Source organism: Methylomonas paludis, assembly GCF_018734325.1.
GTDB lineage: Bacteria > Pseudomonadota > Gammaproteobacteria > Methylococcales > Methylomonadaceae > Methylomonas > Methylomonas paludis.
On the sequence record NZ_CP073754.1, the window covers coordinates 3,029,494 to 3,042,530 of the forward strand.

The following is a 13,037-nucleotide window of genomic DNA, read 5'->3' on the forward strand; positions in this document are numbered from 1 at the left end:
TAACTAAATCCAATCTGATATTTTATCTAATAAGCTATATTCATCTAGACCTTTAACTTGAGGAAATTCGCCAATGAATCTCGACACAGACTCCCTACGAATTTTTCCAATATTTACTTTACTGACATTAATTGATGCAAAAGCACGCTCAAAGTTTTCAATAGCCCCTGCAATTTGATTAATATCTTCAACCTGAATCGATACTATTGACTTCCTTATGCCAACACAAAATCCAATAAAATTATTCTGAACTCGTATCCAATCCCGAAGTTTAGTGTCTTTACTAATCTTATTAATTAGCTCAACAACATCAGAAAACTCTATTTTCGATGTAGGTATGTCTGAGTCAATGATTCTACTCGCAATCAATTCGTCCATCTTCTCTTCAATGATTTTTTGATTATCAATGCTAACTGAATTACTTAGATAGGCAACATATCCCTTTACAAAATCTGCTTTCTTAAACGCATCTGGAGATCTAACACGGCTATTGCCTTTCTCAGCCAATAAGTTAATGTTGAGTGGCTCAAAGTCGAAGAATGCATCTGCAAGCACATCAATCTGATGCCTTGCAGACATTGGTCTTTGTCCATTATTGAGCGTGATCATTCTATAACCTGAATCCGTGTTCGTTTTTTTTATAAATAGTCATAAGTCAATGATAAAAAAGGTATAATATAGTTTTTCTATAGTCACCCGTTTTGATTATGGCACGTTTTAAGCTTAAAGAATCCAAAAAGGAACTTACCTCCTATGCCGGACTATCCTTGATCGGCCAGTGCCTGGAAGCGGTCAATGTCGAAGTGATGGTGGACGGTAGAATACCTGTTTCACAGGGTATCAAAACCTCGGATTTAGTCAAAACCACTGTTGGCCTTTTAAGTATAGGCAAAAGCGACTTCGAGGCTGTTGAGCCGTTTCGTGAAGATCGTTTTTTCAAGAAGGCATTGGATGTACGTAAGGTTCCCGGCAGCGTGTGGCTGCGGCAACGTCTTGATCGTGTCAGCGGCAGCCTGCTGGAGCCGGTGGATGATCTATCGATACGACTCATCGAACGAACAGAAGCCCCAATTACGCCGCATAAAGGCTACGTCTGTCTGGACATGGACACCTTCGTCATGGATCAGAGCGGTACCAAGAAGGAAGAGGTGAGTCGAACCTATCAGGGAGTGGATGGCTATACGCCTGTCGCGGCTTATTTGGGCAATGAAGGCTGGTGTATAGGATTGGAACTGCGTCCAGGCCGCTGGCATTCATCGCTGGAGATTGATTATTTTCTAGAAAGGCTGTTTCCTCGAGTTGAGCGCTTGGTTGCACCGGGTTTGCCGTTGTTATTACGCAAAGACTCAGGGTTTGATAGCGCCAAACTGTTATTTACGGTTGCGGCTGAGAAAGAACGCTGGGCAGCCATGAACAGGCGCTTTGAATACTTGATCAAGTGGAATCCAAGACGGCAAGATAAGACATCCTGGTTAGAAAAAGCGGAAGCGGCCGGCGCCTTTGTTGAAAAACGCCCCGGTAAACGGGAAGCGTTAATGACACTGACGGTGGAACGTGCTTGGAAAAAACAGACTCGCCCCTTCAGACTGGTCGTGCGGATCATTGAACGCACGAGCAATAAGCACGGCCAGATGCTATTACTGCCGGACATTCAACTGGAAGGCTGGTGGACGAGTCTGGAGGAACCCGAAGAAACCGTCATTGAACGCTACCGCGACCACGGCACCCATGAACAATTTCATTCGGAATTCAAAACTGACCTGGATATGGAACGCTTACCATCTGGAAAGTTTGAGACCAACGACTGTCTATTGAGAATGGGTATGTTTGCCTATAATTGCTTGCGACTGATTGGTCAACTGGGCTTGACTGGCGACTTGGCGCCAATACGTCATCCGGCAAAACGACGGCGGTTACGAACGGTGCTGCAAGAAGTCATGTATCGAGCAGCCCAGGTGATCCACAAAGCCCGGCAATGGTGGCTGGACTTAGGGTGCGCCTCACCCGTGGCAAAAGTATTCGCTTATTTACAAGAGCGATTGGTGGTGCAGCCTGGCTTTGCATCAGGATAAGCGGCGCGAAAGCTGAGATGCTGGTTACGAGCTGATTCTCCGGGTAGAGAAGAAGATTGCTTGTCTTGGCGTCAGGTTTTTCATCTGGCGATGCCGGCAATACCATGGAAACGATTGATTTTTGCGACTGAGGGCTTGATGAACGGCAGTTAAATTTCGATTGGTGGTAGATTTTTTTAAAAAACGCGTCTGAAACGCGACTGCCCTCACTTAAACCGAAAGGAACACGGATTCAGGTATAAAGCAAACGATCCCTTGAAAGTGCTAATATAAAATTGACATGAATTGGTCTATCTTCATCGAAATTCTGCTGTGAAGCTGCTCTTTGTAAAGTAGTTAATCTCTGAATACCATCCAAAACAAACCCGTTATCAATGTGCTCCTCAATGTAACTGTAAATATCAGATTCATTAACATTATCTGCCTGTTGCTCAAACGGATGTATCAATGCAATAGTGATTGGAGGCATTACACATCCACGAATGATATCTTCCTCCAATCGTGTATAAAACTTCGTTTTTAGAGCATCACGCTGTAAATCCAGTCGACCAATCAAAGGACAAAAATACTTCAGAGCAATTCGATAATTTGTATTCGCGGTTACAACATAACCATCAATCACTCTGTCTATATCTAATGTATGGAAGTGTAAATGCTGTTTCATTAAATTTTTACTCTATTTGAGGAGTTAACTATCCATTTAACTTGGTAAAATTACTGTAGATCCTTTATTGTAGCTTACAACTAAGTTAAATCTTTTTTTCAACTTTAGTTACTAGACTTCATTGATATAACGTAGATAACGCCATACGCTTGGAAAAATAATCCTATTTAAAACAGAACTGGCAGCAATTTATTCAATTTAACAACCTCTTCTCTGCTGGAGCCAATTATCATTCAACCCCACCTAAAATTGCAAACTATTATTGACTTTTGGCAATTTCATTTCTCAACCCACAACAAACTTTATCAGAATCAAACTTATAACCACTCTTTCCCTGGGATTCTAAAAAGCTATACAAGCTGCTTTACATGCATGTGATTTTTTAAACAAATTATCCGCATAATTTTGGCCCGAAAAGCCAACCAACGCGAGATTAATCACTATGAAAACAGCACGAGTAACAATTAATGATCAATCAAGCGGTGGGCGTATTGATCCAATGCGAGTGGATGCCACCTCTAAAAGAGATACCGCACTTCAAATTGTTAAAGATGAGGCCCTGGTCATGCTGGATGCGGCTAAATTTGCGCGGCGGCTACGCAAACGCTTAGGACTAAATCAGACTGAGTTTTCTCGACGTATTGATGTTTCATTGGAAACTATTCGTAATTGGGATCAAGGTAAGTGTTATCCAACTGGCGCAGCCAAAGTTTTTCTGAAAATGTTGGATAAAGCGCCAGAAGCTGCGATTGATGCGTTAAGAGCGGACGGTAAAATTTAGCAAAAAGCGTTCGATGGGAAGGAAGAACGACAGACCGATCTGGCAAGCCGGTAACTCATCTAAACAAGAACATCTGTATTGTGGTTATTTTTTGCCGTAAGTAATGTCGTGATCAGCGGCAATGGTCAGCAAGCGAATAAATTCCCCATCCCTATAAGCCGTTGCACGTCGCGACTGAGTAATGCGTAATGTATAAATGGCATCTATTCCAATTGGCGGCTTGATGCTGACGATTTTTTCCCATTTAAGACCATTATCCTGATATAGCTGCTGCCAAGTGATTTGCCGCAATTTCTTCAGCGTCTCCAAAGCACTGTGCCGCTCAGGTTTTGGCAAGCTCAACAGATTTTCCTGAAACAAGGGGTTGTTTAGATCTAGTCTGACTCGGCTATTTTGATCAAGCCTGGTCATGGAGCTTATCGAGCAATAAGTCAGTATCTGTGTCATTAGCTGGATGAGCCTGCGCCCAAGCCAAGGCTTTGTCCAGGTCGGCGGCAGTTTGTGGAAGATGTAGCCAACGTTCGTTATCTGGAATGACAGTAGCGGTTCTAACCAACCACACACCGGGTTCCTGTTCTTCTACCAGTACTTGGCGACCAGCAAATTGTTTGCCTAACGATATTTGGCCATTGGCACCGATAACCTTAAAACTGTATTGAATGCTCATAGAGCCCCCTGTTAATATTTTAGTATGGCACTATAGCACGAAATGTTATTTGTTTCATTTCTGCTTATGGCTACTCTATTACAAGAGCCGTTATTACATTTGTTAGATGCGCATCGTTGAGTTAAATATTATCAATTGGTAGGCGAGTAGGCTATGGGTTAGAAGGCTTTAGCAAAATGCAGGCTCTTTACGCACAACTAAATGACCCAAAATTGGTGACAACCAGAAAACAGCTATAATTTAGGCGAAACTGTGGTATAGGTTTAAAAAATTGATTGTTCTTCTCTGGCTGCCGGGAATGATGCTTGATTAAAGACTACGCCCATGCATTATTTTTAATGGTTAAGCGATCTTATTTGTTGTCCATTTCACCCCACTTAAATATCGGGAACTGTCCATGAAACTTGGCTTATTACTACTGGCTTTAATATTTAGTCCTTCTTTACAGGCGGCATTACACGAAGAAAATGTGGATTACCAAGCCGGCGATACCACTCTGAAAGGTTATCTGGTCTGGGATGATGCCAAAGGCGATAAACAGCCTGGGGTGTTGGTGGTGCATGAATGGTGGGGGCTAAACGATTATGCCCGGCAGCGGGCGCGGATGCTGGCGGAATTGGGTTATACCGCGCTGGCGGTTGATATGTATGGCGACGGCAAATCCAGTGAACATGCCAGCGATGCGGCCGGGTTTATGAATAGTGTTGTTGAACATGCCGGACTGGCAACCCAGCGTTTTCTGGCCGCAAAGACCTTGCTGGAACAACAACCTGGGGTTGATGCCGGTAAGATTGCCGCGATTGGGTACTGTTTTGGCGGGGCCACGGTGTTAAACATGGCCCGGATGGGTGTGGATTTGGCGGCAGTGGCGAGTTTTCACGGTAATTTGGTGACTAAAACCCCAGCCGAACCGGGTAAAGTTAAGGCGCAAATTTTAGTTTTGAACGGTGCTGATGATGGCTTCGTCACAGCCGAGAGTATCACCAACTTTGAACGGGAAATGACACTGGCTGGCGCGAAATATCGCTTTGTTAACTATCCGGGGGCAGTGCATGGTTTTACCAATCCCGATGCAGATCGACTGGGCAAAGCCAATCATTTACCGATAGCCTACAATGCTGAGGCGGATAAACAATCCTGGGCGGCAATGCTGGCGTTGTTTGATGGGGTTTTTAAACAATAAGGCATTTTTTGGGCTAGGTTTGGGGCGTTGCAGGCTGTAAAACTGGTTTTCGTTGCTGATGCCAATCCAGTTCACGGTGTGGTTCTTTTTTGACGAGTTATCTGGGTTGCGTCCAGTCTTCCAGATGGAGAGCAGCAACTCGCGCAAATTCGCGGGTATTGTTGGTAACTAGAATCGCGTTCAATGCCAAGGCATGGGCCGCAATTAAAAAATCCATCGGCCCAATTGGCGTGCCTTGTGAGTGTAAGGTTGATCTGAGCGGGGGCCGTATGCTGAAGCCGACTTTCGGTTAAAATCGATCACTTCAAAATCGAGTAAAAATCGTTCCAGCCGTTTGGCGTTATCATTTTGTTTTTAACTGGCCGCGATACCAAATTCTAGTTCCGCCGCGCTGATTAAGCAGAAAGATGCAGATATTGGTATCAAGCAGGTAAAGACTCATCAAAGTCCCGTTCCTGAAGTTCGCATGGCTGTTGACGCTCAATGTCCAGAGGGCTAACTTCTTGAAGCATGGCTAATATGCTTTCTGCTCGGTAGCGTTTGGGTAAGAGCACGACAATGTCGCCGAGTTTTTTGATGATGACTTCATCTTTATCAAACCGAAAATCCTTCGGTAATCGCACAGCTTGGCTGTTGCCGTTAGTAAAAATACGCGCGGCTTGCATAGCACCCTCCACTGTTAGCTAAAATGTACATCCTTAATCTATACATCAACATTCATGATGGCTAGCAATTTTTGGCAACGGTGCGGACAAACCAGACGTACCAAAAACACAGCTTGGCATCCTGAAGATTTCCTGGAAATTCACCCGCATGATGCTGAAGCACGGGGTATTATCGATGGCGACTGGGTAGGTATCCAGAGCAGGGTCGGAGAAACGGTATTACATGCCAAGGTTTCCACCCGAATGCAGACTGGTGTCGTCTACACCACATTACACCATCCATTTTCTGGTGCAAATGTTATTACTACTGACAACTCGGATTGAGCAACTAACTGTCCAGAATATAAGGTAACAGCAGTTCAGGTGGTAAAAGCAGCTCTACCTTCGGAATGGCAAAAACGTTACCTGACGTTTAAAGAAATGCAAGATAACTTCCTTAAGAAACCCAAAACTGCTGTCGAGAGCTGAAATAATTTCACTGTTTCAGTGACCTGGGAATATAAATAACATACTTATCTAGCTATAGCCCCACGTTTCATTGGGGCTTTTTGAACATTTGCCAAAATTTTATGGCGCCAAACTGTTTTAAGGAAACACTATGCAGCAGGCAAGTCGGCTATTTTTATTTAAGAAATAGATGAACCATTAACCCAAGTATCGCTGGCGTCACAGGGTTTATTAGGCAGCCTAAATCCTCGATTCCGCGCTGCTGCATCGAGGCTACTTTAGCTTTTTTGTTCAGACATAAAAAAACCCAAGTCTTTTAAAATAAAGAACTTAGGTTTTTTTCGTAATGCAGAAAATTCAAATGGTGGCGACACCGGGAATTGAACCTGGAACCTCGGGGTTATGAATCCCGCGCTCTAACCGATTGAGCTATGTCGCCACTTAAACTGTAACTCTGTTAATCAGACTATTATAACCGTGGTCATTTTTATGTCAAACATTAAACCTAAAGTGCATCACATCGCCATCCTGAACCTTGTATTCCTTGCCCTCTAAACGCCATTTTCCGGCATCTTTGGCGCCTTGTTCGCCGTTGTAGGCGATGAAATCCTGATAAGCTATGACTTCCGCACGAATAAAGCCTTTTTCAAAATCAGAATGTATCACGCCGGCGGCTTGCGGTGCAGTGGCATTAACCGGAATTGTCCAGGCTCTGACCTCTTTAACCCCGGCGGTAAAGTAGGTAGACAAATTCAGCAAAGCATATGCAGCCCGCACTACCCGGTTGAGGCCAGGCTCTTCCAGACCCAGATCATCCAGAAACTCCTGTTTTTCGGCTTCGTCCAGCTGGACAATTTCGGCTTCTATTGCTGCACAGACCGGCACGACACTGGAGCCTTCCTGTTCGGCAAATGCTCTGACTTTATCCAATAACAGGTTGTTGTCGAAACCATCGTCCTGAATATTGGCCACATACAAAGTAGGCTTGATGGTAATCAGGCACAGTTCCTTGATTGATTTTTGTTCATCTTCGTCCAAGCCCAGGGTGCGCACCGGCAAACCGGCATTAAGATGTTCCAATACTCGTTCCAGCACTTGCTTACGGGCCAGCTCTTCTTTATTGCCGGATTTAGCAATCTTGGCGGCTTTTTGCAGGGCTTTTTCCACAGAAGCCATATCAGCCAAAGCCAATTCGGTATTGATGACTTCGATATCATTAAGTGGATCGACTTTTCCGGCCACATGGATGACGTTATCATCATCGAAGCAGCGCACGACATGAACAACGGCATCGGTTTCACGGATGTTACCGAGAAACTGGTTGCCCAGGCCTTCGCCTTTTGAGGCTCCCGCCACCAGTCCGGCGATATCAACAAATTCTATAGTGGTGGGTAATACCCGCTCCGGCTTGACGATTTCGGCCAGTTTATCCATTCTGGGATCGGGTACCGGCACCACGCCGACATTGGGGTCAATGGTGCAGAATGGATAGTTTTCGGCAGCGATGGCCGCCTTGGTGAGTGCATTGAACAGTGTTGATTTGCCCACGTTGGGCAAACCAACGATTCCGCAATAAAGAGCCATAGATTCTATTTAAGCTGAAAGTTTTAAGGATAAGTCCGCGAAGTGACAACGGACAAAACCTTTTGATTATATCTTTCAATGCAAAAAATTCAAACGGCTGATGTTACGGGAGGCATTAAGACTGATTTTACCAGCCGTTGTTCGGGGGCATAATTCAGCACGCACATTACAAACACAAGATCCTGATCTGGAATGGCTGGTTCAAACTTTTTTGGCAAGACCACTAATTTTTAATAAGACCAGCAGGCGGCGATAATCCTGATCAGACATGGAATCATTAACTATCAACAGGGTTTTAAAGTGCCTATTGATATCGGTGTAGTGCAACACAATCAAAAGCTTATTGATAACGGATGTCGGTTTAAGGGTGATAGCCTGGTATTCCTGACCAGCAGTACTAATCGCCCATCCATCACTGGGTGAGTAACGTAACTGAATAGCCCGCCTGTTGCGAAGTTGTTTATATTGCCAACCCCAGGAAGCCAACAACACAGCGCTGAGCATAATTTGGCCGATAGTCTCCAGTGCATTTAGCCAACAGGCCAAAATGGCCAGACCATGTAATAGATGGATGGCCCACAACAGTTTTGGTGAGCGACTGATGACAAAACTGACCGATGCTTGCAGATTTTTTGACACCATTATCAGGTTTAGATGTATAGAGTGTAACGATACGGCTATAATTATTGATTATGCTCCAACAATGCTATAGCCCTACCTGCAAGTATTATCGGAGCCGGATCAATCACATTTGACTCCACTGGTTTAAATTTTGGAAAAACATACTCATTCTGATCAAAAAATTTTCAGCCTAGCGCATTTGGCTGTTATTAGCGTTAGCGGTACAGACAGTGCCAAGTTTTTACAGGGCCAATTGACCTGTGATATTTATCAGCTAAATGCAAATAGTGCCAGTTTGGCGGCTTTTTGCAACGCCAAAGGACGGGTGATTACCACACTGCTGGTAGTTGCCACGCCAACCGCTTTTTTATTGATTTTACCGAAAAATCTGCTCGATAAAGTGATTAATAAATTACAGATGTATGTGTTGCGCTCGGCGGTAAAAATAAGCGCTAACCACGAAAATCTGCATTTATTGGGCTTGAACTTTCCTTTTCCGGCTCCTGACGACCCATTCCGTCAACAAATGGGCGATACGGCGATTTTTATCAAACATCCGGCCACGGCCTTACGCAGTTGGTGTCTGGTTGATCGGCAGGCCGATATTTCCGAATTAACCGAAAATACATTGAGCGACTCCGTAGTCTGGGCCGGCTTGGATATTTCTGTCGGCATGCCCTGGTTTGATATTTCCCAATCCGAACTGTATACCCCGCAAATGTTGAATATTGATGGCTTAGGTGGCATCAGCTTTAGCAAAGGTTGTTATACCGGCCAGGAAATCGTGGCCAGAACCCATTATCTGGGCAAACCCAAACGCAGTTTGTTTATTGCTGAATCTCCATTTAATGACACCGCCGCAGCGGGCATGACGGTGGTAGAAGCGGCAACCCGCCAAGCTGTCGGCAATGTGTTAAGCGTAGGCACCAGTGCCGGATTAAGCCGTCTGTTGCTGGTACTGCAGAAAGACGGTACACATTCTGACCAGCTGTTACTTGACGATTCGCAAAACACAGCTATAACTATAGTATCACCAGCCTAAAATCAACTTGTTAATGCCCTTTATAATTCTTGCACCCAGCTATGACTGATACTTTGGCAGCCGCCCGTTTTCGCCGTTTAGGCAGTTTAACCATTTTTGCCGTGTATCTGGTGATTCTGGCCGGCGGAATCGTCCGGGCATCGGGGGCCGGCATGGGCTGTCCAGACTGGCCGACCTGCTTTGGATTATGGGTGCCGCCACTGCATGAAGCGGAATTACCGGCTAATTATCATGAGGTTTATGCTGCACGGGGTTATGAAAACACTCTGTTCAACCCGCTGAAGACCTGGACGGAATATAGCAACCGGCTGATTGGTGCCAGCACCGGTTTGCTGGTTTTGTTGACGGCCTGGGCATCACGGATTTATTTAAAATCGGATAAAGGCATTTTTTATCTTTCGCTGTCGGTAGCGGCTTTGGTGGGGTTTCAGGGCTGGTTAGGCTCAGCTGTGGTTGCCAGCAATCTTAAACCACTAATGATTACCATGCATATGTTGCTGGCGCTATTTATTGTGGCCTTGCTGATCTATGTCATTGCCCGATCCCAAAAACCGCTGCTGGCAACCCTGGACGGCAGTTGGATCAGCGCCCGTTTTGGTTTGGTGTTAAAAATTGCCATGCTGATGACCTTGCTGCAAGTAGGCATGGGCACTCAGGTGCGGGAAGCCGTGGACTTTATTGCCCACCAGGACAGCCAGATTGAGCGCCAATACTGGCGAGAAAGTTTTCCGATTATTTTTTACATTCACCGTTCATTTTCGTCGCTGATTCTATTTACCAATCTATGGCTGGCCTGGCAAATTTTTCGGCAGCCTGGACAACATCGCTTGCTGACCAGAATGGCTTACAGCTTGATTGGTTTAATTGTAATAGCCATATTGGCGGGCGTTAGCCTGGATAGGCTGGGCTTTCCAGCAATTGCTCAACCAATACATTTGTTGATGGCCAACCTTATTTTTGGCGCTCAGTTTTTTATTTATATTAGTTGTCAATATTCAAGTCGCAAATCTTTTTGATTTTAACAAAACTTTTCTGGATTTATCAATAAGTTAAGCAATTTTTCACCAGTGCGGTACAATGGCGGTTATTGCTTGATCAGTTATAAGCCCTTCTCTTTCATTTTCTACAGGTATTACTCATGTCCGACCCTTCTGCCACTACGCCTTCTTTTAAAGATTTGGGTTTATCCGAATCACTTTTAAAAGCATTAGAAAGCGTTGGCTACGAAACCCCCTCCCCGATTCAAGCCGAAATTATTCCTTTTGTCATGGCTGGCCGCGATGTATTGGGCCAAGCCCAAACCGGTACCGGCAAAACTGCTGCGTTTGCTCTGCCGGTTTTATCCCGGCTGGATGTGAATCAAAAAGATCCACAAGTTTTGGTTTTGGCCCCTACTCGCGAACTGGCGATTCAGGTTGCTGAAGCTTTTCAGCGTTATGCTTCCCATATCAAAGGCTTTCATGTACTGCCCATTTACGGTGGCCAGGATTACACTACCCAGTTGCGCCAGTTGAATCGCGGCGCCCATGTGATTGTCGGCACCCCTGGCCGGGTAATGGATCATATGCGCCGTGGCACCTTGAAACTGGAATTTCTGAAAACCCTGATTCTGGATGAAGCCGATGAGATGTTGCGCATGGGCTTTATCGACGATGTGGAATGGATACTCGAACAGACCCCAGCGTCACGCCAAACCGCGCTGTTCTCGGCAACCATGCCTACTGAAATCCGCAAAATTGCTCAGAAATATCTGAACAATCCGGAACAGGTTACCATTAAGGTAAAAACCGCTACCGCTGCTAATATTCGCCAACGCTACTGGTTTGTCAGCGGCATACACAAAATGGATGCGCTTACCCGGATTCTGGAAGCGGAAAATTTTGATGGCATGATTATTTTCGTTAGAACCAAAACCGCCACAATTGAGGTTGCGGAAAAGCTGGAAGCCCGCGGCTTCTCGGCTTCGGCCATCAATGGCGATATGTCACAGGCACTGCGAGAACGTGCCATTGAAAACCTGAAAAGCGGCAAGCTGGATATTTTAATTGCCACCGATGTTGCCGCTCGTGGTCTGGATGTGGACAGGATTACCCATGTGGTGAACTACGATATCCCTTATGATACCGAATCCTATATTCACCGGATTGGCCGGACTGGCCGTGCCGGTAGAACGGGTGACGCCATTCTGTTTGTTTCGCCACGGGAAAAACGTTTGCTGGCCAATATTGAACAGGCAACCAAACAAAAAGTTGAAGAAATGCAATTACCTTCAACAGAGTTCATCAATAACACCCGTATCACCCGGTTTAAACAGCGCATTACCGACACCCTGGCCGCCGAGGAATTAAGTTTTTACAGCCAGCTGATTAACCAGTATCAGGTTGAACATGACGTACCTGCCGCAGATATTGCAGCGGCACTGGCTAAATTATTACAGGGTGATACCCCGTTATTACTGAAAGAGCCCAGCAAAAAACCGCGCAAAGATGATGACAGAAAATCCGGCGATTTTGACCGGGATCGGGATCGCGGTCCAAAACGGGAAAGAGGCCGTTCTGCACAAGTGGAAATGGAGCTGTTCCGTCTGGAAGTAGGTCGTAGCGATGGCATTAAGCCCGGTAATATTGTTGGTGCTATCGCCAACGAAACCGGCATTGATGGCGATCATATTGCCAGAATTAAAATTGAAGAAAATTACAGCACAGTGGAATTGCCGGCTGGAATGCCTAAAGATCTGTTACAGGCTTTGAAAAAAGTCCGGGTCGGCGGCAAAACTTTGAATATTTCCCGACTGGACCCTGATCTGGTCAAGAAAGCCAAGAGTAAAAAACGCGTAGGCTCACCGTCTAAACGCGGCAAAGGCCAAGAGTAAAGTCTAAAAACTTGCGCTATATCCGGGGGTGGGCACAACAGCGTGCTCACCCTGCCTTGGTTAAGCATCAGCTACGATTATAGTTATTTCCAATCAAAAATCTGGCAGCCGTCGGGAATGACGACATTGGTTTGGAGTAAGCGCAACTTGAAAGCATTCAGCGTAGCTTCAATGCCGTAATGGGAAAGCAAACCTGTAGACTACCAATCGCGCACTCTTTACAGTGATTGCAGCACCTTTTATGTATCTTTAGAACAAAAAAAAGGCGTAGTGTTTACGGCAATTCCTAACCGGAAACACTACGCCTTGTCAACACTGACAGTTACAATGACGAGGTAAGTTCAATACACTTGAAGACCCGAAAATATTAAAGCAATTTAAGTGCCATTTTATTTTAACAACTTATTCAATAAGTTACAAAAACACCTATTTAGCTTTA

At 45.2% G+C, this 13,037-nt stretch carries 14 protein-coding genes, 1 tRNA gene and 1 pseudogene; 7 read left to right on the forward strand and 9 right to left on the reverse strand.

The features are described from left to right. Window positions 1-3 precede the first annotated feature (3 nt). Complete coding sequence (locus tag KEF85_RS13695; protein WP_215581483.1) at window positions 4-609, reverse strand: hypothetical protein; 606 nt, start codon at window positions 607-609, stop codon at window positions 4-6. A gap of 98 nt (window positions 610-707) precedes the next feature. Here KEF85_RS13695 and KEF85_RS13700 point away from each other — a divergent pair, with 98 nt between their 5' ends. Next, window positions 708-2,072, forward strand: coding sequence for an IS1380 family transposase (locus KEF85_RS13700; RefSeq protein ID WP_215580104.1), 1,365 nt, complete (start codon window positions 708-710; stop codon window positions 2,070-2,072). Between the two features lie 232 nt (window positions 2,073-2,304). Here the strand turns inward: KEF85_RS13700 and KEF85_RS13705 are convergent, their stop codons facing one another. Further along, a complete protein-coding gene (locus KEF85_RS13705; protein ID WP_215581485.1) occupies window positions 2,305-2,736 on the reverse strand; it encodes a hypothetical protein in 432 nt (143 codons plus the stop codon). A gap of 442 nt (window positions 2,737-3,178) precedes the next feature. Here KEF85_RS13705 and KEF85_RS13710 point away from each other — a divergent pair, with 442 nt between their 5' ends. Next, window positions 3,179-3,517 carry a helix-turn-helix domain-containing protein gene (locus tag KEF85_RS13710; protein WP_215581487.1) on the forward strand — a complete coding sequence of 113 codons (339 nt, stop codon included), beginning with the start codon at window positions 3,179-3,181 and terminating at the stop codon, window positions 3,515-3,517. 84 nt (window positions 3,518-3,601) lie between these two features. On the opposite strand, the gene KEF85_RS13715 is transcribed toward KEF85_RS13710, so the two are convergent. Further along, on the reverse strand, window positions 3,602-3,928 hold the full coding sequence (locus tag KEF85_RS13715; RefSeq protein ID WP_215581489.1) for a hypothetical protein: 327 nt from the start codon (window positions 3,926-3,928) through the stop codon (window positions 3,602-3,604). Continuing rightward, window positions 3,915-4,184 carry a hypothetical protein gene (locus KEF85_RS13720; RefSeq protein WP_215581491.1) on the reverse strand — a complete coding sequence of 90 codons (270 nt, stop codon included), beginning with the start codon at window positions 4,182-4,184 and terminating at the stop codon, window positions 3,915-3,917. Before KEF85_RS13720 ends, KEF85_RS13715 begins: the two co-directional genes overlap by 14 nt. Window positions 4,185-4,581: 397 nt before the next feature. Here KEF85_RS13720 and KEF85_RS13725 point away from each other — a divergent pair, with 397 nt between their 5' ends. Beyond that, window positions 4,582-5,367: a dienelactone hydrolase family protein gene (locus KEF85_RS13725; protein WP_215581493.1), complete on the forward strand. Its 786-nt coding sequence runs from the start codon at window positions 4,582-4,584 to the stop codon at window positions 5,365-5,367. A 97-nt stretch (window positions 5,368-5,464) separates the two neighbouring features. Here the strand turns inward: KEF85_RS13725 and KEF85_RS17010 are convergent, their stop codons facing one another. Both KEF85_RS17010 and KEF85_RS13730 read right to left on the reverse strand, forming a co-directional pair. Continuing rightward, entirely contained in the window at window positions 5,465-5,638 is a 174-nt protein-coding gene (locus KEF85_RS17010; protein ID WP_343222199.1) for a PIN domain-containing protein, read from the reverse strand. Window positions 5,639-5,789: 151 nt separating this feature from the next. Continuing rightward, window positions 5,790-6,032: an antitoxin gene (locus KEF85_RS13730; protein WP_215581495.1), complete on the reverse strand. Its 243-nt coding sequence runs from the start codon at window positions 6,030-6,032 to the stop codon at window positions 5,790-5,792. 87 nt (window positions 6,033-6,119) lie between these two features. Here KEF85_RS13730 and KEF85_RS13735 point away from each other — a divergent pair. Next, window positions 6,120-6,500, forward strand: a pseudogene (locus tag KEF85_RS13735) (molybdopterin dinucleotide binding domain-containing protein); the annotation flags it as partial. A gap of 341 nt (window positions 6,501-6,841) precedes the next feature. Here KEF85_RS13735 and KEF85_RS13740 read toward each other — a convergent pair. The 3 genes from KEF85_RS13740 to KEF85_RS13750 all read right to left on the reverse strand — a co-directional run bounded on the left by KEF85_RS13740 (window position 6,842) and on the right by KEF85_RS13750 (window position 8,705). Continuing rightward, window positions 6,842-6,918: transfer RNA gene (locus tag KEF85_RS13740), tRNA-Met, on the reverse strand. A 53-nt stretch (window positions 6,919-6,971) separates the two neighbouring features. After that, window positions 6,972-8,063 (reverse strand): redox-regulated ATPase YchF, encoded by a 1,092-nt coding sequence (ychF, locus tag KEF85_RS13745; RefSeq protein WP_215581497.1) that lies wholly within the window; start codon window positions 8,061-8,063, stop codon window positions 6,972-6,974. A gap of 201 nt (window positions 8,064-8,264) precedes the next feature. Next, window positions 8,265-8,705, reverse strand: coding sequence for a protein YgfX (locus KEF85_RS13750; protein WP_215581499.1), 441 nt, complete (start codon window positions 8,703-8,705; stop codon window positions 8,265-8,267). Between the two features lie 130 nt (window positions 8,706-8,835). Between KEF85_RS13750 and ygfZ the strand changes: the two genes are divergently transcribed. The 3 genes from ygfZ (at window position 8,836) to KEF85_RS13765 (ending at window position 12,598) form a co-directional block, all read left to right on the forward strand. Then, window positions 8,836-9,726, forward strand: a complete 891-nt coding sequence (ygfZ, locus tag KEF85_RS13755) for a CAF17-like 4Fe-4S cluster assembly/insertion protein YgfZ (RefSeq protein WP_215581500.1) — start codon at window positions 8,836-8,838, stop codon at window positions 9,724-9,726. 41 nt (window positions 9,727-9,767) lie between these two features. Then, the gene (locus KEF85_RS13760; protein WP_215581502.1) at window positions 9,768-10,742 is read left to right on the forward strand and encodes a COX15/CtaA family protein; all 975 of its coding nucleotides are present in this window, start codon (window positions 9,768-9,770) and stop codon (window positions 10,740-10,742) included. Between the two features lie 122 nt (window positions 10,743-10,864). Then, entirely contained in the window at window positions 10,865-12,598 is a 1,734-nt protein-coding gene (locus KEF85_RS13765) for a DEAD/DEAH box helicase (RefSeq protein WP_215581504.1), read from the forward strand. Window positions 12,599-13,037 lie beyond the last annotated feature (439 nt).